Genomic DNA, 22,751 nt, shown 5'->3' with positions numbered 1-22,751 from the left:
AGAGCCTGCTCAGCTTCAGCGCCCCGTCAGGGGCGCGGGGCTGTGACATCATGCGGCTCCGCCGCGTGGGCGCGACCAGCCACAGCCGACCCGCAGACACACACTGGCCACCCGGCGGAACCATCACGCACTCGGCGGAACCCGTGAAGGCCGCCCCACCCCGCGGGTCAACGAGTACCCGCCAACCCCCGCGAGCGCCGCCAGCACACCCCCCACCCCGGTCCACACCCAACGGTCGGACCACCAGCCGGAGGCCCACCCGTCATCGGGCTCGATGCTGGACAGCACCGCGACCGAACCCTCCGAGTCCTCGTCGCTGTCGCCGCCCTTGGCCGCCACGGCGACCCCGGGAACGAGCGGCTCGGCCAGCGAGCCATCCACCGCGGCGGCCCCGCCGGCGTCCTTCGAGTCGACCTGGACCTCGGCGCTCACGGGAAGCCCGAGGTCGGCCGCCTTGAGACCGACGGTGGTCAGCCGGACGTAGTACGTGCCAGGCAACGGGTCGTCGGCCCACGGCTCGGACCAGGCCCGGACCGTACGCAGCGTGCAGGACAGCTCCACGGAGGCCGCGTCCTGGGCGGCCGTCCGCGTCTGCGCCCCGTACTGGCACGCCTGGCGGCGCCGCAGCCCGTCGTACACGTCGACCTGCCAGGTCGCCGAGGCATGCGCGTCGGGCAGCTTCACCGTCGCCTTCACGGTGGGCCGCTGCCCTGCGTCGGCAGGGAACGACCAGTACAGGTAGTCGCCCATGGAGGCGCTCGCGGTCGCCTGCTGCCCCTGGTCGACCTCGGTCGCCGTACGGAACGACGTACCGGCCGAGGTGGGCCCGGCGCCGTCGTCCGACGGGCTCGCGGAGGGGGAGGAGTCGGCGACCGCGGGGGACGCGGCGGCCCCCAGCACCAGCAGCCCCGCACCCACCGCACGGACGACACGGCCTGCCCGCCCGGTACCGCCCGCGCGGACGTCACTCAGAACACGGAGACTGCTCAATACACGAGTGGTACGCATCAGTTGGTCCTCCAGACCGCGACCCGCCAGCGTGAGACCCAGCCCCACAGCACACCCGCGAGGAAGCCGGTGAGCACCAGGGCGCCGAGCAGCCACCAGCCTCGGCCGAGGCCGAACAAGGCCACGTCGCTGGACGTGTCGGGACCGTCGACGACGTCCACGGTCAGTTCGAGCGGCAGTCCGGGCGTGGTCTTGACGCCGGAGGCCGCCGAGAAGGAGTTGGCGACCTGCAGGCACACGGCCTCGGCCGCGGGCTTGCTGTCGGAATCGTCGTCGTCCTCGCTCTCCGCCTTCGGGTAGCGCAGGCCGGCGGACATGACGTCGGTCCGGCCCGAGCCGGTCGACTCACCGCGCACGATCTCGCGCCCGCTCGCGGTCACAGCCCGCAGCGACACCCCGTAGTCGCGGTTGACCTGACGGTCGGCCGCCACGCTCACCGACGCGCGCAGTTCGAAGCCCGCCGGGACGTCCACGCGGTACCAGCGGTGCTGCCCGAACTCCTCGCGGTCGGTGTACAGTCCGGACTTGAGCGTGGGCGCCTGCGCGCACGCGTCCGCGCCGTCCACGGCGACCGGTGTGACCACCGGGTCGGCGGCCCGGTCCACCAACTGGTTGACCTTGTCGGTGAGTTCGTCGGTGTGCTCGATCGAGGTGTACGTTCCGCCGGTCGCCTCCGCGATACAGCTCAGCTGCTGCCGCAGTTTGGTGTTCGGCACCAGACCGAGCGTGTCGATGGTGAGGCCGATCCCCTTGGCGGCGATCTCCCGCGCCACCTCGCACGGGTCCAGGGGGGCGCAGGTGTCCTCGCCGTCGCTGATGAGGACGATGCGGCGGGAGCCCTCGCCGCCCTCCAGATCGTCGGCCGCCTTGAGGAGCGCCGGGCCGATCGGGGTCCAGCCGGTGGGCACGAGGGTCGCGACGGCGGTCTTCGCCTCCGTGCGGTCCAACGGCCCCACGGGGTAGAGCTGTTCGGTGTCCTTGCAGCCCGTCCTGCGGTCGTCGCCGGGGTAGTTGGCGCCGAGTGTCCGTATGCCGAGCTGGACCTCCTCGGGGGTCGCGTCGAGGACCTCGTTGAAGGCCTGCTTCGCCGCGGCCATCCGCGTCTGTCCGTCGATGTCCCGCGCGCGCATCGAACCGCTGACGTCGAGGACGAGGTCGACCTTGGGCGCCGCGTCACCCGTGGGTTCGCCGGCGACGGCTCCGGCCGGGAGGGCGATCCCGGCCGTCAGGGCGGCGAGCAGGGCGCAGGCGCCCACCGCCAGCCGTTGTCTTGTGATCATCGCCGGATCCTATTGATCAATGGCGTCGCGCAACAAAACGAGGGCGGGGCGAGGGCCGTGGCGGGGCGAGTCAGGGGCCGATGAGCGGGTTCGGCAACCGCGCCCAGATGTCCCCAGGCCGCTCCGGCGACAGCCTCATCGTCGTCAACGCCTTGGCGGGCAGCGGCTCTTCGAGCAGTGCCGCGAGATCCGGGGTGCGCGGCAGATCCCGTACGGCCGCGGACAGCGCTTCACTCAGCGCGGTCGCCGAACCCGCCGTCGCCGCCAGCGCGCCCGCGACTAGTGAACCGAACAGCTTGCTGCGCAGGACCGACTCGTCGTCCGTGACGATACGGCCCGACAGGTCCGGGGCCGGAATGCCGTGGCGGGCCAGCCGTGCCGGGCTGATCCGGATGTCGGCCAGGTCGCGGTAGACGAGCCGCAGCGGAGCGCCCGCGGGCGAGAGCACCACCAGCAGGTTCTGGCCGTGCGCCTCCAAAGCCACGCCCAGGTCGAGCAGACGCAGCCCGACGGCGAGCGCTATCCGGCTGAACTCGGCCAGCCAGGCCGGGGACTGGGGCAGCACGGTCGAGGCGAGAGCGGCGACGGGGACGACCCGCTCGCCCGCCCCCGCGTACACGTCCGGGGACTCGCGCAACACCGCTGCCAGATCAGGGGTGTTGGCGGTGACCGCACCGAGGGTCCGGGTGATGTGGAGCATCCCGTCCAGACGCCCGGCCATCGCCTCCATGAACGCCGACACGGCCGCCGCCGATTCGATCGAGTACACCGAGATGTCCCGCACGGAGGAGGTCAGCCGGGCGCTGAGCGCGGTCTTGACGTGCGGTCCGTCCGGGAGGGCCAGGGTCCGCAGGGACATCAGGGGATGCGCGGCCAGACTCTCCCCGGCGACGCCTTCCCCGACGGCCCTCTCGTCCTTCAGCACATGCCGCGCCTGCCACGGGTGTACGGGGATCAGCACGCGCCCCGCCTCCCGGTACGGCCACTTCCCGCCCACCAGGCAGGCAGCCTCCGGCACGGCCACCAGCCCCAGCTCGACCTCCGCCCGGTGCTCCGGCGCGTACGCCAACTGCTCGGCCACCGAAAAGCCGGGCCGGGAACGGCAGTTGGGGTGGAACGGATGCCCGTCCACGACCCGCTGCTCCCACCCCCAGGACGTGAAAGGCGAGCTCATCGCGGGCTGGTTGGCGCGGGAGAGGGCCAACGAGGCGACGCTGTGGCCGAGTTCGACGGCGAAGGCATGACCGTGCGGCAGTCCGAGTGCCGTCATGAGCGCGGCCGGGTGGCGGTACGCCGTCCCGTCCAGCTCGACCTCCCTGACGGTGGCGGCCGTCGCGTACGCGTCCGGGGCCGGGCCGTGCAGACGACGCCCGTCGGCCAGCCGGAGCACCAGCCCGTCGTGCCCCGACGGCTCCCGGCGCGTGATCCACGGCAGCGGCTCATGGACGAGCCCGCGCCACAGCCGGGTCAGTACGGCCGCGCGGGCACCTGGGAGTTCGACCGCGTAGGGGGACAGCAGAGCGGGGCGTACCGTGCGCAGCTCGGCGGCGAGAACGGCCTCGGTCCCGGCCGGGGTGCGGGGAGGGTGCACAGAGGGCTCCTAGGGTGTGGGGACGGCGTCGCGGCCGGGTACAACGCCGGACATACTGAGCGCCAGGGCACCGTACGCAACGAACGGATCGCGTGGACCTCATGCACCCCATGCCACCCATGCACCCCGGGGACGGCATCGGCGAAGCAGCCGATGCGTACGCGGTGGCGCCGCTGCTCAATTGTCTGATTCGGGAGCTCGGCGAGCCCGCACCGGGGCCCGGGGAGTCCGGCGACCGGCGCGTGTACCGGCTGCCGGCCGGGGGACGGCTCCTGCGGGTGCGCGCCGGACGCCGTCCCACCGAGCCCGAGGTGTACGCCGCCGGTGCCTGGCAGCGCCTGAGCCACGCCGAACTGGTCAAACTCACCTCCGAGGTCCTTCGCGGGCACACCGGCCTGTCCAATCCCGAACTGCCCATCGAGATGACCGACAGCCGGGACGCGGTGGCGGCGATCCTGACCGCCCGGGAGGGGACGACCCCGCCCGACGACCTGTACCGGCGTTCCGAACAGTCCCTGATCACCGGACATCCCTACCATCCCGCCCCCAAGGCCCGCGGCGGCGGCCCGGTCACCGGCTGGATTCCGTACGCCCCCGAGGCGTACACCCGCTTCCCGCTGGTGCTCCTGGGGCTGAGGGAGGACGTGTGCGTGGAGGAAGGTGACACGGGCGCGCTCGACGAGCTGGGCGAGGCCCCGCCCGGCTATCGCCTCCTGCCCGTCCACCCCTGGCAGCTCGACCTCGTCGGCGCCCGCCCGGAGATCCGTGAGGCCTTCGCGGACGGCCGTCTCGTACGGCTGGGCCCCTCCGCGTGGACGGCCTGGCCGACGGCGGCCATCCGCACGCTGTACGTCCCCGGCACCGATCTCTTCCTGAAGTTCAGCCTCGACGTCCGCATCACGAACGACATCCGCCGCCTCTGGCGCCACGACCTCCTCCGGCTGCGCCGCACGGACGCGGCGGTGACCTCGGCCTTCGCGGCCACGGACACTCCCGCGGCCTGGCTGAGTGACCGCGGCTACCGCACCGCCGACTTCGCATTCGAGGAGCTCGCCGTCCTCGTACGCGACGGGCTGCGCACGCATGTGACCCCCGGCGCGACGCCGGTCCTGGCGGCCGCGCTGACGGAGACCTTCGAAGGCAACCCCCTCGACTGCCTCGCCGACCCGGCCGCCTGGTGGTCGGCGTATCTGCGTCAAGTCGTCCCGCCCGCCCTGGAGTTGTTCGCCCGGCACGGGGTCGTACTCGAAGCGCATCTGCAGAACACGGTGGTCGCCGTGGACAGTGACGGGATGCCGGTGCAGGCGCTGTTCCGCGACGCGGAGGGCGTGAAACTGCTGCCCGAGGTGACGCGCGCGGCCGGGTGGGAGCGGCTGGTGTACTGCCTGGTCGTCAACAACCTCCTGGAGATCGCGGAGGCGCTGGGGGAGCGGTACCCGGGCACGGAGCTCTGGGACGCCGTGCGACGCGAGCTGACGCGGTGCGGCGCGGAGCTGCCCGAAGCGGCCGAACTGCTCCGGGCCCCGACCCTGCCCGGCAAGACGAACCTGCTGCTGCGCTGGACCGGCGCCGACGGCGCCGACGCACGCTATCTGCCCGTCCCGAACCCCTTGCGCCCGCCGGACGCGGCGGGCGGTGGCGGGAATATGGATGCCTGAGTCAGGCTTTTTGGTCTTCCGCCTTGAGGTGCGTGGCGAAGAAGCCGTCGATGCGCCGCCACGCGTCGACGGCGGACTCCGGGTGCGGCCTGATTCCGACGACACGCATCAGCGGACGCAGTGCGCGTGACCCCACCTCGGCGTCGTTGAGGAACGAATGCCCGGCCTCCGGGTACTCCTTGACGTCGTGGACGATGCCGAGCCGGTCGAGTGACGCCTCCAGCCTGCGGGCCGCGCCCGGCAGCGTACGGTCGCGGGCTCCGTAACTCGCGACGACGGGGCAGGAACCGGCGAGCGCCCTGTCGGGCTCCTTCGGCAGACGGCCGTAGTTGACGGAGGCGGCGTCGAACTCGCCGTCGTTCACGGCGAGGAGGGCGAAGGAACCGCCCATGCAGAAGCCGATGATGCCGATCCGCCCGGTGCAGTCGGGATCCCGGGCGAGGCGGGTGCGGGCCGCCTCGATGTCGCGGAAGGCACGGCCGTGGCCGGACAGGGCGGCCCGGAAGGTCGGCACCAGGCAGCGGACGGCCCCTCCGTCGGTGAACAGGTCCGGCATGACGACGAGGTACCCGGCTCTCGCCAGCCGCTCCGCCTGACGGTGCATCACATCATTGACGCCCAGCGCCTCATGGACCACGACCACACCGGGCCAGGGGCCCGCCCCGACGGGCCGGGTGAGATGGCCGGTGAGCCGACGGGAGCCACCGCGGGCGACGCTGAGCTCGGTGAGATCGACGGCGGTGGTGGTCGTGTCGGACATGCGGTCCTCCGGGGGAGCGGCGACGGGGACGGCCGAGGCGAAGGCGCCGGCGGGACGGCCGAGGTGAAGAAGGCTAAGGCGCGATGAAGGGCTGTACGCGCTTCCGGTAGTCCTTCGGCCGAACCTCGTTGTAGTGCTTGTCCTTGTCCTCGCCCTCCGAGGTGAAGATGTACATCGGGCACTCGTCGGACGTGGCCTCACCCGTGTACTTGTACAACTCCTTGCCCGTGCGCGCCTCGACGACCTTCAGGCGGTACGAGGTGTTGTGCGTACTGACGGTGAACGGTTTGCCGTCGTCGCTCTCCATGTCGCACTTCTTGCCGGTCGGGCTCGCCTTGGTGCGCTCGACGCAGACGACCAGCTCGGCGTCGGCCGGCTTGTCCGAGTAGCCGAGGATCCAGCCCTTGGGGAAGTCTCCGGCGGGCGGCTCGGACTGCGACCAGCTGTCGCCGGGGTTGTTCATGAGGACCGCCGGGTGCACGGTCTTCTTCGTACGGTCGTAGGCGGGCATCCCCGAGTAGCCGAGGCCGTCCGTGCACACCCGCTCCAGGTCCAGCGCGGTCGCCGGTACGTCCGGTGCGTCCGCTCGGTCCGCCGCCGAACTCGTCGACCCCGCCCCGCCGTTGTCGCCTCCCGCGCTGCCGCCCGTGCCTCCGGCCGTGCTCCCGGCCGTGCTTCCGGTGAGCGACGAGCACCCGCACAGGGCCACGCTCAGAAGCCCGGCGGTGATCCATACGCGGGCACGCGGCGTTGACGGCGTTGACGGCGTTGAAGACATGTGGCGACCCCCATCGAAGAATGAACAGCAGGCAGGGCATGTCCCCCGGGCCATGCCCTGCTCCCCCCTGCCCTGCTGGAGGAGAGCCTGCCGCCCGCCCGCCGCCGCGGACATCGGGGAAGTGCCCCCATGTAGTTGTGCGGCCCCTGTGACTCGTGGGTACTACGCTGTGCGGACTCGAAGGAGCTTTCGACGGGGGCCGGTGGGGGGCATCCCGGAAGAGGGCGCAGGGGGGCCTGAGTGTCGTCGTTGTCGTCGTCGGTAGTGGTCGGCAGAGAACCGGAGCGGGATCTTCTGACCGCGGCCGTCCGATCGGCGGGCGAGGGACGGGGCTCCTCGGTGTTCGTGCTGGGCGAGCCGGGCATCGGCAAGTCGCGGCTCGTCGAGGAGGCCGCGGGCGCCGCCGTACGCACCGGGTTGCGGGTGCTGCGCGGGCGGGCCGCGTCCGCCGGGCGAGCGGTGCCGCTGCGCCCGCTGGCGGAAGCCGTGTTCTCCGGACTGCGTGGCGAAGGGGCGCCCGCCGACGGGGACCTGGGCCCGTACGAGCCGCTGCTGTCGCGACTGTGCGGGCTGGCGCCGCCGGACGGTGCGCCGCTGGTGGGCTACGCCGAGGCGGTGCTGAGGCTCCTGGGGACCCTCGGACGCACCGGCGGCTGTGTCCTGGTGCTGGAGGACCTGCACGACGCGGACGCCGACACGCTCACCATCGTCGACTACCTCACGGACAACCTTCCCGGCCAGCGGGCCGTCCTGCTGGCCACCCTGCGCGGTGGGCCCGGACCGGCCCTCGACCTCGCCGAGGCCGCCGTGTCCCGCCGTACGGCCCGCACCCTGCGCCTCGCCCGGCTCGGCCCCGCCCACACCGCCGAGCTCGCCGCCCGCTGTCTGGGCCACGACGACGCGGGCCACGTACCGGCAGTGGTACTGGACCGTCTGCATGCCGTCTCCGAAGGTGTTCCCTTCGTCGTGGAGGAACTGCTGACCGCCATGGTCGACAGCGGCGACCTCGTGCAGCGGCGGGGCGACGGCTGGACGGTGCCCGGCTCGCTGAACGCCCACGTGCCCGCGACGGTCGCCGCTGCCGTCCTTCAGCGCGTGGACCACCTGGAACCGCCCGGTGTCGCGCTCCTGGAAGCGGCGGCCGTCCTGGGCAGGCGCTTCCCCGTGGACATCGCCGCCCGCGTCGCCGGGCTCGACCGGGCGACGGCTCTGCGCCAGCTTCGCCATGCGGCACGCGCCCAGCTGGTCACCGACGGCGCCACCGCGGAGGAGCCCGGCTGGCACACGTTCCGCCACGCCCTGACCGCCGACGCCATCACCCACCGGCTGCTGCCCGTGGAGCGGGCGGCGCTCTGTCTCGCCGCGGCCGACGCGATCGAGTCCGCCGACGCCATCGAGGGCGCTGACGCCACCGAGTCCGCCGATGCGACAGGGCCGGAGCCGCGGGACGCGGGCCGCCCCGCCCGGCGGGCCGGGGAGCCGCACGGTCTGATCGGCGGTGACTCGGGTGACGACCTGTACCGCCTGGCCGCGGAGCTGTGTGTCGCCGGCGGTCAGCGGGCCCGGGCGGCCGTGCTGCTCGCCCGGGCCGGCCGGCAGGCGGTCCTGCGGGGCGCTCTGCTGACCGCGGTGGAACTCCTCGACAGGGGACTGGAGTTGACCTCCGGCGTCCCGGCCGCCCCGCCCGAGGCAGTGGCAGGACTGCTGGAGGAGCTACTGGGGACACTCGTCCTCACGGGCGACGTCCAGCGCGTGCCGGAGCTCGGCGACCGGCTGGACGACGTCCTGACCGTGTGGGGCGCGCCGCCCGCCCGCCGCGCCGCGGGTTTCCTGGCCCGGGCCAGAGCCGCCGCCACCGCGCAGCAGTGGGAGGAGGGCCTGACCGCCGTGCGGCGGGCACGGGAACTGCTCGGAGCCGAGCCCGACCCCGCGTCCCGCGCCGCCCTGGACGCGGTCGCCGCGCACCTGGTGCTCAACTCGCAGCGCCCGGACCGGCTGGAGAGCGCCAGGGCCCTGGCCGAAGGGGCCGTGGCGACCGCCGAGGCGGTCGGACTGCCGGAGGTGAGCTGCAAGGCGCTGAACATGCTCGGCTACTGCCTGCGGCCCCAGGACCTGGCCGAGGCGGAAGGGGTGTTCGAACGCCTGGTGGCCACGGCCGAGACCCATGCGCTGCCGGTCTGGCGGATACGCGGCCTGCTGGAACTCGGCGTGCTCGACCGGATCCGGACCACCGGAACCGATCGGCTGCTGGCCGTGCGGAAGGCGGCCGAGGAGACCGGTGCGGTGCTCATGACGGCCTGGGCCGACATGCATCTGACCCAGGCCCATGTGCTGCGCGACGAGCACGACAGCGCCCTGGAGTCGGCCCGGCGGCTCCGGACGACGGCCCACCGGCTGCGGTTGCGCGAGGTGCAGCTGATCGGCGTCGGAATGGACGCCATCATCGCCGCCTCACTCGGGGACCGGCAGAAACTCCAGGCCGCGCTGCACGTCGTGGAGAGCGCACTGGCCGGACGGAGCGCCGGGGCGCTCTGGGGCTACGCCGACACCTCCGTGTGGGGCTGGGCCCAGGGCATCTGCTCCCTGCTGCGGGAGGAACCCGACCGTGCGATGACCGAGTTCACCGAGGCGGACCGGGCCATGCGGGCGCTGCCCAGCACGCGCGGGGTCACCGGTTTCCTGGGCCCCTACCTGCTCCTGCGGACCGTACGGGGCGCGGCAGGCTGGGCGGAGCTGGACGGGGCCGTCGCGGACCGGCTCACCCAGGTCCACTGGGACCGGCCGTTCGCGGGATGGTCCCGGGCCGTGCTGCTGGGCCGTGAGGGCCGTGCCGCCGAGGCCGCCAAGGCAGCCGAGGAAGCACTGGCCGGTACCGACGCCATCCCCCTGGCCCGCCACCTGTGTCTGCGCCTGGGCGCTTCCGCGGCGTTCGCCGACGGCTGGGGACAGCCTGTCGAGTGGCTGCGCGCCGCCGAGCAGTTCTTCCACGACCGGGGCACGACACGGGTGTCGGCCGCCTGCCGCGCCATGCTGCGGGAAGCGGGCTCTCCCGTGGCCCGCCGCCGTGAGGGCCATGACACGATTCCGCAGGAGCTGCGGCGGGCGGGGGTGACCGCGCGGGAGTACGAGGTGCTGCGCCTGCTCGGCCGGGGGCTCGGCAACCAGGAGATCGCCGAGCAGCTCTTCCTCTCGCCACGCACCGTCGAGAAGCACCTCGCGAGTCTCCGGAATCGTACGGATCAGAGCGGCCGGGCCGCCCTGATCACCCTGGCACGCCGGTACGCGGCCGGGCAGTGACTGCGACCGTTCCGACCAGCGGTCGGCACCGCGGCCGGGGAGTGGCTCCGGAGCGCCTGGCGCGAGCGGTGGGGCCGGGCTCGCGGCAGGCGCTCCGGAGTGACGAGGCGACAGCGGCTACGGATTCAGTGACTGTGCATTCAGCGACTGTGGATTCAGCACTGACCACCCGCAGTCAACGGCTGCGGGTGGTCAGGCCTCGCAGGCGCTCTTCGTGTCGCTCGTGTCGGCGGTGCAGGTGTCGGTGTTGGTGCCCCCGTTGAGGGAGTCGTTGCCGAACACGCCGTCGACGGCGTCGAGGGTGTCGTTGCCGGCGCCGCCGTTGTGGGTGTCGCTGCCGGCACCGCCGACCAGGGTGTCGTTGCCCGCGCCGCCCAGCAGGAGGTCGTTGCCCCCGAAGCCGGACAGGATGTCGCCCGCCGTGCCCCCGGTGAGCGTGTCGCCGAACTGGCTGCCGTAGACGAACTCGACGTCGGTGAGGACGTTGTCGCCCTCTCCGCCGATGCCGTCGTCGGCGGCGTTGTCGATGTCGACGAACACGCCGGCGGTGCTGTCCAGGTAGCTGACGAGGTCGCTCGTGCCGCCCCCGCCGCTGAGCCGGTCGGCACCGGGGCCGCCGATGAGGAGGTCGAAGGTGACGCCGCCGTTCAGGGTGTCGGTGCCCGCGCCGCCGTTGAGGATGTTGCTGCCGGGGCTGGGGCCGCCGTTGATGACGTCGTTGCCCGACTCGCCCTTCAGCTCACTGCGGACGTTGGCGGTCTTGGTGATGGTGTCGTTACCGTCCCCGGCGCTGACCACGACCGTGTCGCTGCTGACGGTGACAGGGCAGGCCACCGTGCCGTTGGTCAGGAGGGTGCAGTTGAGACCGGCGGTCAGGGTGTCGGAGGTGTCCTGGATGATGACGAAGTTCCCGGACAGGCTGACCGTGATGTTGTTCGCGCGGCCCTGTGCCGCGTTCACGACGATGTTGGTCCCGCTCTTGAACACACCGGTGGCCGCGCTCGCCGGCCCTCCGGTCAAGGTCACCGCGGAACCGGCCATCGCCGCGACCACCATGACCCGGAGTAACGCTTTTCTCCCCATGGAATCCCTCTCGGTTGTGTGAATCGACCTGCTCACAGTGCCCGCAGGACCCGGGAGGCACATGGGGGAACGCCCCCCAATTACTGGCCCTCGATTACTATGCTCACTTCATGCCGGGCACTTTCCGCTGTTTGACAGCTCCAAGGTCGTCCATGGATTGCAAGGTCAATGAAGCAGGTGGCCCGAGAAAATGCTGAGGAAAGTTAGCGCGACTCGCTACATCGAACCCCTCCGGGCAGACGGCTCCGTCCCCGGGATCGTCGAAGCGGACGACCTGGGCACCTACGTCGTGAAGTTGTCTACCTGGCGGCGCTGACCTGCAGTGATGTGGCGTTTTCCGCCTCTGACCTGCTCGGATGAGTCTTTCAGGGTCATTCGGGATCGTGCCGCGTTACGCAGTCGAGTCTCCCCACGCGCTCCCCAGGGCCGCGGATACTCCCCAGATTCTCCCCGGGGATGGCCGCTGCCCGGACACGGTGACCTGCGAGGCTGGTTCAGCCAAGGCGCTGCCGTAGCTACTCTGTGTGGCTCCTGAGGGCGGCACCTGAGGATCACGCCGCGGATGGCCGACGTACCGACGGCACCCCGACTCTCCGTCGTCCTCGCACCGACGGACACCGTCGAGCGGTCGCCGTACACGCTCACCCTGCGCGCGGACATACATCTCTCGCCCGTTGCCATGGAGTTGACGGACCGTCACAACCGGGCCCTGCGCCAGGCCACCGACGTAAGCGACCCCGGTGGCCATACGCCCGTGCTGCCGGGCGGGTCACGTGGTCCTCGTGTGAGCGGGTGCGGATGGGGGTCCCAGTGCGGGCGCGAGCAGTTCGAACGCCTTGGTCAGGGCGGTGAGCGCGTCCTCGATGTGCCACAGGGCGCGGTTGCGCGGTCCGACGGGGTTGGACACGGCGCGGATCTCCAGGACCGGGCAGTCGGCCACGGCGCACGCCGCGGCGACGCCGAACCCCTCCATGGCCTCGGCGAGGGCACGTGGGTGCCGGCTGCGCAGTTCGGCGGCCCTCCGGGCGCTGCCGGTCACTGTGGAGACGGTGAGCACCGAACCCGCCGACGCCCCTGTCGCGGCCGCGACCCGTCGTACGAGATCCGGGGCCGGGCGGTGCGTGACCGAGGCGAAACCGAGGTCGCTGACCGGCACAAAGCCATCGGCCGTCTCGGCGCCCAGATCCGCCGCGACGATCTCGTCCGCGACGACGAGTGAGCCGATCGGTGCGGCGGGCTGGAAACCGCCGCCGATGCCCGCGCACAGGACGAGGTCGTACGCCGCCCCGGTGAGCGCGGCGGTGGTCAGGGCGGTCGCGGTCGAGGCGGCCGCCGCCGCGGGGCCGACCCCGGCGGCCAGCAGGTCGAGAGTGGTGTCGGCAGCCGCCACCCGGTGCAGATTTACGCTGCGGAGCGGGATCTCGTGCCGCAGGCCGTCGAAGGCACTTGCGATCGCGTCCCGTTCCGCAGGCACAGCGGTGACGACGAGGACGTGCGGGCCGGTGGAGACCGGGCGTCCTTCTTCCCGGCCTCGCGCGACCGGGGATCCGATGTTCTCCTGGTCCGGGCGTACCGGGTTCGCACCGTGGGGCACGATGTTCAGCCTTCCTGCCGACGTGGTGCGTTCACTGGGGTGGGTTGCCGTGCTTGCGACTGGGCAGCTCGGCCCGCTTGGTGGCGAGCATCGCGAGCGACCGGATGAGTACCTGACGCGTCTCGGCGGGGTCGATCACATCGTCGACCAGACCGCGTTCCGCGGCGTAGTACGGGTGCATCAGTTCAGCCGTGTACTCCTTGACGAGGCGGGTGCGCAGAGCCTCGGGGTCCTCGGCGGCGGCCAGTTCACGCCGGAAGACGATGTCGGCGGCCCCTTCGGGTCCCATCACGGCGATCTCGTTGGTGGGCCAGGCGAAGGAGAGATCGGCGCCGATGGAGCGGGAGTCCATCACGATGTAGGCACCGCCGTAGGCCTTGCGCAGGATCAGCTGGATCCGCGGCACGGTCGCATTGCAGTAGGCGTACAGGAGTTTCGCGCCGTGCCGGATGATGCCGTCGTGTTCCTGTGCCGTGCCGGGCAGAAAGCCGGGCACGTCGACCAGCGTCACCAGCGGGATGTTGAAGGAATCGCAGAACTGGACGAAACGAGCGGCCTTGTCGCTTGCCTCGATGTCGAGCACACCCGCCAGAACCCGGGGCTGGTTCGCGACGATTCCGGTGACTTGTCCGCCCAATCGGACCAGGCCGCAGATCACGTTCCTCGCCCAGGAGGGGCTTGTCTCGAACAACTCCCCGTCATCCGCCAGCTCTGCGATGACGGCATGCATGTCATAGGCGTGCGCGGGATTCGCGGGAACCAATTCGAAGAGGGCTTCGTTCCTGCGGTCGGGCGAGTCGTCGCAGTGTACGGCGGGGGGCATTTCCCGGTTGTTCGCGGGCAGCATGGACAAGAGGTAGCGGACTTCTTCGAGGCACGTTTCCTCGTCGTCATAGGCGAATGCGGCGACCCCGGAATCGGTGGAATGGACGTTTGCGCCGCCCAGTTCCTCCGCGGACATCACTTCGCCGGTGACCGCGTGGACCACGTCCGGTCCGGTGATGAACATTTGTGAGATGCCGCGCACCATGAAGACGAAATCCGTGAGCGCCGGGGAGTAAGCGGCGCCGCCCGCGCAGGGGCCGAGCATCACACTGATCTGCGGAATGACACCGGAGCAGCGGACATTGCGCTGGAAGATACCGCCGTATCCGGCGAGTGCGGACACGCCCTCCTGGATGCGAGCCCCCGCGCCGTCGCAGAGTCCCACCACCGGCGCTCCGGTCGCCAGCGCGAGGTCCAGTACCTTGTGGATCTTCGCGGCGTGGGCCTCGCCCAGCGCCCCGCCGAAGATGCGGAAGTCGTGGGCGTAGGCGAACACCTTGCGGCCGTGCACCTGACCCCAGCCGGTGACGACGCCGTCGGTGTGGGGCCTGCGGTTCTCCAGTCCGAAGCCCATGGCGCGGTGTCTGCGCAGTTCCTCGATCTCAGTGAAGGTCCCCTCGTCGAAGAGGAGCCGGAGACGGTCACGGGCGGTCAGCTTGCCCTTCGCCCGCTGGGCTTCGGTGGCCTTGGCGCTGGGCCCGCGCCGGATCTGCTCCCGCAACGCGGCCAGCTCCGCTGCTCGCGCACCCGCCTGCTGGACTGGTCTCATGCCGGAAGTGTGGGCACCGAATTTCCGGCAGGGCTCGTACCCCGGCACGAAGACTAGTGAAGGTTCCAGTCGGCGTGCAGAACGGGAGTCCCGGGATACGGCCCGGGCTACGTTGTGACCGCAGCGGCCTTTTCAACCGGACCCGCTGGACCTTCGAGGCCACCGAATCCCGGGATCCCCCGTCCGGGATTCGGTGCCGGGGGGTGTCTCCGCCAGCCGAGTCGGCGGAGACACCCGATTTGTCTCAGCGACGCGAAAACATTCCGCAAGAAATTCCAGGACTCGTTTACGGGCACGGTCACCGGACCCGGGGGAGACAGCCATGCGAAACGGTCAGCCGCGCGTCGCCGACCGCATCATTTCCGCACTGGCGGCATGGGGCATCGACCACCTCTTCGGAGTCGGCGGCGCGAATATCGAGGACATCTACGACGCCGCGCAATCAACGGGCGGAGGGGTCAGGGCGGTCGTCGCCAAACACGAGTTCTCGGCCGTGACCATGGCCGAGGGATACCACCGGACCTCCGGAATACCGGGGGTGGTCATGGCCACCTCGGGCGCCGACGCGATGAACCTGGTCCCGGGGTCTTGCAGAGGCCCACGCCGCCCGCATCCCGCTGCTTGCCCTGATCAGTCAGCCGCCCCGGGCCTGGAGGGCCGCGGTGCCTTCCAGGACTCCAGCGGTCGCGTCGGCGCCTTCGACGCGGTCGAGCTCTTCCGCCCCATCTCGAGTTTCTGCGCCCGGGCTGACGATCCGCAGGACATCGACAAGCTGCTCACCTGAGCGGTGGCCGCCATGCAGGCAGGGTGCCAGGGCCCTGCCCCGTCCTGCTGCTGCCCAAGGACGTCCAGCAGGCACCCGTGGACGCGCTGTCCGACCTCGCCGAGCTGCTGCCCGAGACCGGGACGGCACCGGCCGCGGCCAACAGGCGCGCCGCGGCCGACCTGCTCGCCGACACCGTCGCGCGCGGAGCGGACATCCTGCTCATCGCGGGGGACGGCGTCGGACGTCGCGACGCCCGCGCCGAACTCGCTCGACTGGCCCGCAGGCTGAGGGCCGCAGTTGTGGTGACACCCGAGGTTAAGGACGCCTTCGACAACCGCGACCCGCGCCTCGCCGGAGTGGCCGGCGCGATCGGACACCCCACGGTGCTGCGCTGCCTGGAGAAGGCGGAGATCTGCGTGCTCGTGGGCACCCGGCTGCCGGTGATGGCCCGGACCGGGCTGGAAGAAGAGCTCCGGGACACCCCGTTGATCGGCTACGACCCCGAGCCGCCCTTCGGGAGTCCGGCGTACGACGGCCCGCCCGTCCTGCACGTCGACGGCGACCTGCGGGCCGAACTGCACGCGGCGGTCGACCTGTTGGCCGCACTGACGGACCGCCCGGCACCGGCCGGGGTGCCGCCGGAAGGCTGGAGTACCTGACGGCGCCGCGGTCGGGCACCTCCGGTGTGCTGCTCGCCGACGCGGTTCGGGTGATCCAATCCGCGCTTCCCGACGATGCCACCGTCGTGTCCGAGGCGGGCAACGCGAGCGCGGCAGCCATTCGCCATCCGGCGATACCCTGCCGTGGACACTTCATCCTCGCTCTCGGCACGGGCGGGATGGGACACAGCTTCGGCGCCGGGATCGGGGCCGCGTTCGCCACCGGCCGACGCAGCTACGTGCTCTCCGGCGACGGGGGCTTCTACGCCCACGGCATGGAGGTGCACACAGCCGTCGAGCACGACCTGCCGGTCACCTTCGTCATCTTCAACAACAACGCCCACGCGATGTGCGTCCTGCCTGAGCAACTGCTGTACGCGGCCGACTACACGTACAACACTTTCCGGCCCGGCCGACATCGCGGCCGGTGCCGGGGCCATGTTCCCCACACTCAACGCCCTCGGCGAGCACGCCCGGCGAACTCCGCGAGGCGCTCGCCGAGACGGACTCCGGTGCCGGACCGGCAGTGATCTGCGTGGAGTGCGACCCGTACGAAACACCGCCCTTCGTGCCGTTCCTGCTCGCGGCCGCCCCACCGCTGGTCGTGACCGCACACCAGGTGGACCGCATCGTCGACGTGCTCCACGCGAGCGTGGCCGCAGCGCCCGCCCACTGACGGTCTTCGAGCGCCTCGCGGACTGCGAGGCGCTCGAAGACCGTTGCCGAAAGCGTGACTCAGCGGGCGTGCGGGCCGATGGCGCCTACCACGGCCGTCGAGCGGTAGGCGTCTCCCCGCCGAAGGGACAGCAGCGCGAAGCAGCCGGCGAGCCGGATCAGTTCCAGGTGGTCCCAGTCACCGCCGACCGCTACCTGGACGGACTTGCCACGGAATCTCGGCAGGGAGAACTCGATCAGGTCGGAGCCCCGGACCAGGGACACGAGGTAGCCGTCGAGGAAACCGCGGGCCAGGTGCCGGCGCACCGGCCGCGAGCTGCCGGGAACGTACGACTCGTGGGGGTGCCTCCATGTCTTTCGTCAAGGCGCCCAGGTGTCACAGGAACCATTGAAGGCAACCCCCCCAGGTCGTCTGTTCGACAGGGGGACACAGCCATGCCGGGCCCGGAGGCCAGCGGCCCTCTTGCAGGACCGCGGAAAACATGACGGGGGGCCGAGCCGCAGGACCTGGGTGTCGCCGCCGAGCGTGACACCGGACCGCCGGGGGGGCGTCGGCCTGGATCGGCAGCGCCTCGCCGCCCACGGTGATCGTGCCGGTGCGCATGCCCCGGCCGAACTCCAGCGACGCGGTGGGCGTGCCGGACCCGTCGAGGACAAAGGTCCCGCCCCGCTTGCGCAGGCTCAATGCGGTCGCCATGCCCTCAACTCCTGCGTGCGGTACGGGCGAACCCAACCCGGGAATGAGCACCAGCGCGACCACGAGGTGCATGCACGCCAAGGGGGCCTTGGTCGAGGTGCCCTCGGCACCGGCCGGGCCGAGGAGGGACAGGAGGAACACGACCGAGGCGATCGCTGCCCACGCGGTGTGCGCGGCCGCGGTCGCCTGGTCGAGCAGCGCCGGCAGACCCCAGGCGGCCAGGCCCACCACGAGCGTCGCGACGACGACCGCGGGCAGTCCCACCTCCTGGACCTTGTCGCCGTTCGTCTTCGCTCTGAGAGAGATATCGAGGAGGGAGTGCGCTACGAGCCGGACGGCCACGGCCGCGCCCGTCGCGATCAAGAGGGATACGAACCGCCCGCCGGCCGTGCGCCGTGTGGGGGTGGCGGTCTGCGTACTCGAATGGCGTCAACATCCTTACGCCGATGGTGCCCCGTGCCGAACGTTCCCGGTGGCTCACGGTAGGGGCAGCAGGTGACGGCGTGGGCAGGGCCAGGACCCCGTGGGCGGAGCTGTAGGGAATCTCTTAGGGGTGCCTCCCTCAGCATGGAGCTGCCTGCCCCGGGCTGTTGTGCTGGTGGCCGAGCAGACCGTTCCCCCGGCGGGGACACGAATCAGAGGAGATGGCACGGGTGGACGCAGGATTGAAACGCGAGGTCGAGCAGAAGGTCGCGGCCGGCGAACGGCTCAGCCGTGAGGACGGCATCGCCCTTTACGAGTGCGACGACCTGGCCTGGCTCGGAGGGCTGGCGCACGAGGTGCGGACGCGCAAGAACGGCGACGTCGTCCACTTCAACATCAACCGCCACCTCAACATGACCAACGTGTGCACGGCCTCCTGCGCGTACTGCTCCTTCCAGCGCAAGCCCGGCGAGAAGGCCGCGTACACGATGCGCATCGAGGACGCCGTGAAGCTGGCCAAGGAGATGGAGTCCGACCAGCTCACCGAGTTGCACGTGGTCAATGGGCTGCACCCGACGCTGCCGTGGCGCTACTACCCGCGCTCCATCCGAGCGCTGAAGGAGGCGCTGCCGCCGACCGTGGCCATCAAGGCCTTCACCGCCACCGAGATCCACTGGTTCGAGCAGATATCGGGGCTGAGCGCGAGTGAGATCCTCGACGAACTCGTCGACGCGGGCCTGGAATCGCTCACCGGCGGCGGCGCGGAGATCTTCGACTGGGAGATCCGCAAGCAGATCGTCGACCACAAGACCCACTGGGAAGACTGGTCGCGCATCCACCGCCTGGCCCACTCCAAGGGCATCAAGACGCCGTGCACGATGCTGTACGGGCACATCGAGGAGCCGCGGCACCGCGTCGACCACGTGATCAGGCTGCGCGAGCTGCAGGACGAGACCGGCGGCTTCCAGGTCTTCATCCCGCTGCGCTACCAGCACGACTTCCACGACTCGATGGACGGCGTGGTGCGCAACCGGCTGATGGCCAGGACGAAGATGGCGACGCCGGCCGAGGCGCTCAAGACGTTCGCCGTCTCGCGGCTGCTCTTCGACAACGTGCCGCACGTGAAGGTCTTCTGGGTGATGCACGGCCTGGACACCGCGGCGCTCGCGCTCAACCACGGCGCCGACGACATCGACGGCTCGGTGGTCGAGTACAAGATCACGCATGACGCGGACGGCTACGGCACCCCGGACAAGATGGACCGCGAGGGCCTGCTCGACCTGATCCGCGACGCCGGCTTCCAGCCCGTGGAGCGCAACACGCGCTACGAGGTGATCCGGGAGTACGCGGGCCCGGACCCGGCCCGCCGGGAGTCACCTCAGCCCATGCGGGTCTGAGCCTCATGCCCACAATCACGACAAGGATCGGTAGGTGTGCGCGATGACCGCGCAGAACGAGACTCTAGAGGTCTGGATCGACCAGGATCTGTGCACGGGGGACGGCATCTGCTGCCAGTACGCGCCCGACATTTTCGAACTGGACGTCGACGGCCTCGCCTACGTCAAGGGCGCGGACGGCGAGCTGATGCAGGACGAGGGCGCCACGGTCGTCGTGCCGACAATCGCCCTGCGCGACGTCACCGACTCCGCGAAGGAGTGCCCGGGCGAGTGCATCCACGTGCGCCGGTCACACGACGGCATCGAGGTCTTCGGACCGGACGCGGCCGACGACTGATGACGGCGATCACCGGGCCGCGGAGCGCCCACGACGGCCGCCGGACGGCGGTCAGCCGGCCGCGCGTCGGCCACATCGACTTCCTCAACTGCCTTCCGCTCTTCTGGGGCCTGGCTCGCACGGGCAGTCTGCTCGACCTCGACCTGTGCCGGGACACCCCGGAGCGGCTGAGCGACGCACTGGTCTCCGGCGAGCTGGACATCGGCCCGATCAGCGTCATGGAGTACCTGCGCCACGCCGACGACCTGGTGGTCCTGCCCGACATCGCGGTGGGCGCGGACGGGCCCGTGATGTCCTGCCTGCTCGTGAGCAAGGTGCCGCTCGCGGAGCTCGACGGCGTCCCGCTCGCCTGCACCACCACCAGCCGCACCTCCGTACGCCTCGCCGAACTGCTGCTCACCGACGAGATCGGTGTGCGGCCGCAGTACTTCACGTGTCCGCCGGACCTGCCCACCATGCTGGCGGACGCACCGGCGGCCGTGGTGATCGGCGACGCCGCACTGCGCGCCTCGCTGCTGGAAGCCGACACGCTCGGGTTCGAGGTGTACGACCTGGCCGAGATGTGGCGGAAGTGGACCGGACTGCCCTTCGTCTTCGCCGTGTTCGCGGCCCGCCGCACCTTCCTTGCCGAGCATGCCGACCTCGTCCGCGAAGTGCACTCCGCATTCCTCGCCTCGCGTGAGCTCTTCCTCGACGAGATCGACGAGGTGTGCCACAAGGCCGCCCGCTGGGCGGAGTTCGACGCCGCCACGTTGAAGCGCTATTACCTGTCCGCGCTCGACTTCAGTCTGGGCGAACGGCAGCTCGCCGGTCTCCGCGAGTTCGCCCGCCGGGTTGGCGGCGTCGATGCCGGCTTCCCGCCGGACGTACGGATTCGCCTGTTGGACACCGAGCAAGCGGGCTAGCGCCGCGAGCCTCCAACGACCAAAGAGAGAAAGGTGGCCCGACGTGGCCAACCCGACGAGTCATCTCACCGCTGCTCTGGACCGCGCCGCCACCGGAGGCCGTCTCACGCCCGAAGAGGCACTGGAGCTCTACCGCGACGCGCCGCTGCACGCGCTCGGCCAGGCCGCGGACGCCGCACGCCGCCGCCGCTACGCCGACACACACGCCCTGGCGACGTACATCATCGAGCGGAACATCAACTACACCAACGTGTGTGTGACCGCCTGCAAGTTCTGCGCCTTCTACGCCGCACCCAAGGACACGGAGAAGGGCTGGACGCGCGATCTCGACGACATCCTGCGCCGCTGCGCGGAGACCGTGGAACTCGGTGGAACGCAGATCATGTTCCAGGGCGGACACCACCCCGACTACGGCGTCCAGTACTACGAGGACATGTTCCGCGCGATCAAGGAGCGATTCCCGGAGCTCGTGATCCACTCGCTCGGTGCCTCCGAGGTGGAGCACATGGCGAAGGTCTCCGGAGTCTCGGTCGACGAGGCGATAGGCCGGATCCGGGACGCCGGTCTCGACTCGTTCGCCGGCGCCGGTGCCGAACTGCTGCCCGCCCGGGCCCGCAACGCCATCGCCCCGCTCAAGGAGTCGGGCGAGCGCTGGCTGGAGATCATGGAGATCGCGCACGGGCTGGGCCTGGAGTCCACCACCACGATGCTGATGGGCACCGGCGAGACCAACGTCGAGCGCATCGAGCACCTGCGGATGATCCGTGACGTCCAGGACCGCACCGGCGGCTTCCGGGCCTTCATCCCCTACACGTACCAGCCGGAGAACAACAAGCTGAAGGGGCAGACGCAGGCGACGCCGCTGGAGTACCTCCGCATGATCGCCATCGCGCGCCTCTTCCTCGACAACGTGGCGCACATCCAGGGCTCGTGGCTGACCACCGGCAAGGCGATGGGCCAGCTGACGCTCCACTACGGCGCCGACGACCTCGGCTCGGTGATGCTGGAGGAGAACGTCGTCTCCTCGGCCGGGGCAAAGCACCGCTCGAACCTGCCCGAACTGATCGAACTGATCCGGGGCGCCGATCGTGTGCCGGCCCAGCGCAGCACTACGTACGACATCCTCCGGGTGCACGACGACCCGGCGAACGACCCCGTCGAGGAGCGGGTCGTCTCGCACCTGTCCTCGACCGCGGACCCCGGCGACGGCGCGCGCCGCCGCTCGCTCCCGGTCCTGCCGGTCAGCTGAGGGGACACGGTCGACGTGAAGGTCTTTGTCACAGGCGGGGCGGGCTTCATCGGCTCCCACTACGTGCGCGCGTTGCTCGCCGGCGAGTATGCCGGATCCGCGGCATCAGAGTGGGCAGAGGCCGAGGTCACCGTGTTCGACCTGCTCACCTATGCGGGCAACACGGCGAACCTGCCGCTCGGGCACGAGCGGCTCACGTTCGTGCAGGGCGACATCCGCGACGCCGACGCGCTCGCGAGGGTGCTGCCCGGCCATGACGTGGTGGTGCACTTCGCGGCCGAGTCGCACGTGGACCGATCGCTGGTGGGCGCGGTGCCGTTCGCCTCGACGAACGTGCTCGGCACCCAGCAGCTCCTGGACAGCTGTGTGCGGCACGACGTGGGGGTGGTGCTGTGCGTGTCCACCGACGAGGTGTACGGCTCGATCGAGTCCGGTTCGTGGGACGAGGGGTGGCCACTGCTGCCGAACTCCCCGTATTCGGCGTCCAAGGCGGGCAGCGACGTGGTCGCCCGGGCCGCCTGGCGCACCCACGGCCTGGACGTGCGAATCACCCGCTGCTCCAACAACTACGGCCCGTACCAGAACACCGAGAAACTCATCCCGCTGTTCATCACCAACCTGCTGCGCGGCAGGCCCGTGCCGCTCTACGGCGACGGCCGCAACGTCCGCGAGTGGCTGCACGTCGCCGACCACTGCGCGGCGCTCCAACTCGTGCTCACGTCGGGAGCGCCGGGCGAGATCTACAACATCGGCAGCGGGGTCGAGGTGACCAACGCCTCGATCGCGCGGCGGCTCGTCGAGTTGTGCGACGCCGACCCGGCGCTGATCCACCAGGTCGCCGACCGCAAGGGGCACGACCTGCGGTACTCCCTGGACTTCGGCAAGATCACGAAGCTCGGCTTCAGCCCGGCGATCGAGTTCACCGACGGACTGCGGAGCACAGTGGAGTGGTACCGCGACCATCCCCGGTGGTGGTCGGCGGACAACCGCTGACGGAGGC

20 protein-coding genes and 2 pseudogenes are annotated in these 22,751 nt (G+C 70.9%); 12 read left to right on the top strand and 10 right to left on the bottom strand.

Features of this window, described 5'->3' with window-relative positions; translation table 11 throughout:
• Positions 1-123: 123 nt before the first annotated feature.
• From QF035_RS13365 to QF035_RS13355, 3 genes are all read right to left on the bottom strand, one after another.
• Positions 124-1,008 carry a hypothetical protein gene (locus tag QF035_RS13365; RefSeq protein ID WP_373466640.1) on the bottom strand — a complete coding sequence of 295 codons (885 nt, stop codon included), beginning with the start codon at positions 1,006-1,008 and terminating at the stop codon, positions 124-126.
• A complete protein-coding gene (locus tag QF035_RS13360; protein WP_307520443.1) occupies positions 1,008-2,288 on the bottom strand; it encodes a VWA domain-containing protein in 1,281 nt (426 codons plus the stop codon). The genes QF035_RS13365 and QF035_RS13360 overlap by 1 nt, the downstream gene beginning before the upstream one ends.
• Positions 2,289-2,358: 70 nt before the next feature.
• Positions 2,359-3,879, bottom strand: coding sequence for an IucA/IucC family protein (locus tag QF035_RS13355; protein WP_307520442.1), 1,521 nt, complete (start codon positions 3,877-3,879; stop codon positions 2,359-2,361).
• Between the two features lie 110 nt (positions 3,880-3,989).
• Here QF035_RS13355 and QF035_RS13350 point away from each other — a divergent pair, with 110 nt between their 5' ends.
• Entirely contained in the window at positions 3,990-5,537 is a 1,548-nt protein-coding gene (locus QF035_RS13350; protein WP_307520441.1) for an IucA/IucC family protein, read from the top strand.
• Between the two features lies 1 nt (position 5,538).
• On the opposite strand, the gene QF035_RS13345 is transcribed toward QF035_RS13350, so the two are convergent.
• Together QF035_RS13345 and QF035_RS13340 are read right to left on the bottom strand one after the other, a co-directional pair.
• Positions 5,539-6,297, bottom strand: a complete 759-nt coding sequence (locus tag QF035_RS13345) for a dienelactone hydrolase family protein (protein ID WP_307520440.1) — start codon at positions 6,295-6,297, stop codon at positions 5,539-5,541.
• 73 nt (positions 6,298-6,370) lie between these two features.
• Entirely contained in the window at positions 6,371-7,075 is a 705-nt protein-coding gene (locus tag QF035_RS13340) for a hypothetical protein (RefSeq protein ID WP_307520439.1), read from the bottom strand.
• A 240-nt stretch (positions 7,076-7,315) separates the two neighbouring features.
• On the opposite strand from QF035_RS13340, the gene QF035_RS13335 reads away from it, so the two are divergent.
• Positions 7,316-10,372: a helix-turn-helix transcriptional regulator gene (locus QF035_RS13335; protein ID WP_307520438.1), complete on the top strand. Its 3,057-nt coding sequence runs from the start codon at positions 7,316-7,318 to the stop codon at positions 10,370-10,372.
• Positions 10,373-10,564: 192 nt separating this feature from the next.
• Here QF035_RS13335 and QF035_RS13330 read toward each other — a convergent pair whose 3' ends face one another.
• Complete coding sequence (locus tag QF035_RS13330) at positions 10,565-11,428, bottom strand: calcium-binding protein (protein ID WP_307520437.1); 864 nt, start codon at positions 11,426-11,428, stop codon at positions 10,565-10,567.
• 217 nt (positions 11,429-11,645) lie between these two features.
• On the opposite strand from QF035_RS13330, the pseudogene QF035_RS56270 reads away from it, so the two are divergent.
• Positions 11,646-11,756, top strand: a pseudogene (locus QF035_RS56270) (HipA family kinase); the annotation flags it as partial.
• A 468-nt stretch (positions 11,757-12,224) separates the two neighbouring features.
• On the opposite strand, the gene QF035_RS13325 reads toward QF035_RS56270, so the two are convergent.
• A complete protein-coding gene (locus tag QF035_RS13325) occupies positions 12,225-13,007 on the bottom strand; it encodes a futalosine hydrolase (RefSeq protein ID WP_373466946.1) in 783 nt (260 codons plus the stop codon).
• 73 nt (positions 13,008-13,080) lie between these two features.
• A complete protein-coding gene (locus tag QF035_RS13320) occupies positions 13,081-14,643 on the bottom strand; it encodes an acyl-CoA carboxylase subunit beta (RefSeq protein WP_307520436.1) in 1,563 nt (520 codons plus the stop codon).
• Between the two features lie 322 nt (positions 14,644-14,965).
• Between QF035_RS13320 and QF035_RS13315 the strand changes: the two genes are divergently transcribed.
• Genes QF035_RS13315 through QF035_RS13300 form a run of 4 tightly spaced genes read left to right on the top strand, consistent with a single transcriptional unit; the run spans position 14,966 to position 16,744 of the window.
• Entirely contained in the window at positions 14,966-15,427 is a 462-nt protein-coding gene (locus tag QF035_RS13315; protein ID WP_307520434.1) for a thiamine pyrophosphate-binding protein, read from the top strand.
• Positions 15,428-15,450: 23 nt separating this feature from the next.
• Positions 15,451-16,068, top strand: coding sequence for a hypothetical protein (locus tag QF035_RS13310; protein WP_307520433.1), 618 nt, complete (start codon positions 15,451-15,453; stop codon positions 16,066-16,068).
• 50 nt (positions 16,069-16,118) lie between these two features.
• The gene (locus QF035_RS13305) at positions 16,119-16,598 is read left to right on the top strand and encodes a thiamine pyrophosphate-dependent enzyme (RefSeq protein WP_307520432.1); all 480 of its coding nucleotides are present in this window, start codon (positions 16,119-16,121) and stop codon (positions 16,596-16,598) included.
• The gene (locus QF035_RS13300; protein ID WP_307520431.1) at positions 16,595-16,744 is read left to right on the top strand and encodes a hypothetical protein; all 150 of its coding nucleotides are present in this window, start codon (positions 16,595-16,597) and stop codon (positions 16,742-16,744) included. The genes QF035_RS13305 and QF035_RS13300 overlap by 4 nt, the downstream gene beginning before the upstream one ends.
• 59 nt (positions 16,745-16,803) lie before the next feature.
• On the opposite strand, the gene QF035_RS13295 is transcribed toward QF035_RS13300, so the two are convergent.
• Together QF035_RS13295 and QF035_RS13290 are read right to left on the bottom strand one after the other, a co-directional pair.
• Positions 16,804-17,049 carry a hypothetical protein gene (locus tag QF035_RS13295; protein ID WP_307520430.1) on the bottom strand — a complete coding sequence of 82 codons (246 nt, stop codon included), beginning with the start codon at positions 17,047-17,049 and terminating at the stop codon, positions 16,804-16,806.
• Between the two features lie 70 nt (positions 17,050-17,119).
• Positions 17,120-17,827: pseudogene (locus tag QF035_RS13290) on the bottom strand (DUF6069 family protein); the annotation flags it as partial.
• A gap of 266 nt (positions 17,828-18,093) precedes the next feature.
• Between QF035_RS13290 and mqnE the strand changes: the two are divergent.
• The 5 genes from mqnE to rfbB are packed head-to-tail and all read left to right on the top strand — an operon-like array spanning position 18,094 to position 22,744.
• Complete coding sequence (gene mqnE / locus QF035_RS13285; RefSeq protein ID WP_307520429.1) at positions 18,094-19,260, top strand: aminofutalosine synthase MqnE; 1,167 nt, start codon at positions 18,094-18,096, stop codon at positions 19,258-19,260.
• Between the two features lie 43 nt (positions 19,261-19,303).
• Positions 19,304-19,597, top strand: coding sequence for a ferredoxin (locus QF035_RS13280; protein WP_307520427.1), 294 nt, complete (start codon positions 19,304-19,306; stop codon positions 19,595-19,597).
• Positions 19,597-20,502, top strand: a complete 906-nt coding sequence (locus tag QF035_RS13275) for a menaquinone biosynthetic enzyme MqnA/MqnD family protein (protein WP_307520426.1) — start codon at positions 19,597-19,599, stop codon at positions 20,500-20,502. Before QF035_RS13280 ends, QF035_RS13275 begins: the two co-directional genes overlap by 1 nt.
• A gap of 43 nt (positions 20,503-20,545) precedes the next feature.
• A complete protein-coding gene (gene mqnC / locus QF035_RS13270; RefSeq protein WP_307520425.1) occupies positions 20,546-21,751 on the top strand; it encodes a cyclic dehypoxanthinyl futalosine synthase in 1,206 nt (401 codons plus the stop codon).
• A gap of 15 nt (positions 21,752-21,766) precedes the next feature.
• Positions 21,767-22,744, top strand: a complete 978-nt coding sequence (gene rfbB, locus QF035_RS13265) for a dTDP-glucose 4,6-dehydratase (protein ID WP_307520424.1) — start codon at positions 21,767-21,769, stop codon at positions 22,742-22,744.
• The last annotated feature ends 7 nt before the right edge of the window (positions 22,745-22,751 follow it).

Source organism: Streptomyces umbrinus (assembly GCF_030817415.1).
Classification (GTDB): Bacteria; Actinomycetota; Actinomycetes; order Streptomycetales; family Streptomycetaceae; genus Streptomyces; species Streptomyces umbrinus_A.
Note: the sequence above shows the minus strand (reverse complement) of the source record. Positions and strands in the feature narration are given on the sequence as shown.

Excerpts from the sequence above, each read along its gene's own strand:
- QF035_RS13330 (WP_307520437.1), bottom strand. The coding sequence starts at position 11,428 with ATGGTGGTCGCGGCGATGGCCGGTTCCGCGGTGACCTTGACCGGAGGG.
- QF035_RS13360 (WP_307520443.1), bottom strand. The coding sequence starts at position 2,288 with ATGATCACAAGACAACGGCTGGCGGTGGGCGCCTGCGCCCTGCTCGCC.
- QF035_RS13350 (WP_307520441.1), top strand. The coding sequence starts at position 3,990 with ATGCCACCCATGCACCCCGGGGACGGCATCGGCGAAGCAGCCGATGCG.
- QF035_RS13280 (WP_307520427.1), top strand. The coding sequence starts at position 19,304 with ATGACCGCGCAGAACGAGACTCTAGAGGTCTGGATCGACCAGGATCTG.
- QF035_RS13315 (WP_307520434.1), top strand. The coding sequence starts at position 14,966 with ATGCGAAACGGTCAGCCGCGCGTCGCCGACCGCATCATTTCCGCACTG.
- QF035_RS13345 (WP_307520440.1), bottom strand. The coding sequence starts at position 6,297 with ATGTCCGACACGACCACCACCGCCGTCGATCTCACCGAGCTCAGCGTC.
- QF035_RS13275 (WP_307520426.1), top strand. The coding sequence starts at position 19,597 with ATGACGGCGATCACCGGGCCGCGGAGCGCCCACGACGGCCGCCGGACG.
- QF035_RS13340 (WP_307520439.1), bottom strand. The coding sequence starts at position 7,075 with ATGTCTTCAACGCCGTCAACGCCGTCAACGCCGCGTGCCCGCGTATGG.
- QF035_RS13320 (WP_307520436.1), bottom strand. The coding sequence starts at position 14,643 with ATGAGACCAGTCCAGCAGGCGGGTGCGCGAGCAGCGGAGCTGGCCGCG.
- QF035_RS13365 (WP_373466640.1), bottom strand. The coding sequence starts at position 1,008 with ATGCGTACCACTCGTGTATTGAGCAGTCTCCGTGTTCTGAGTGACGTC.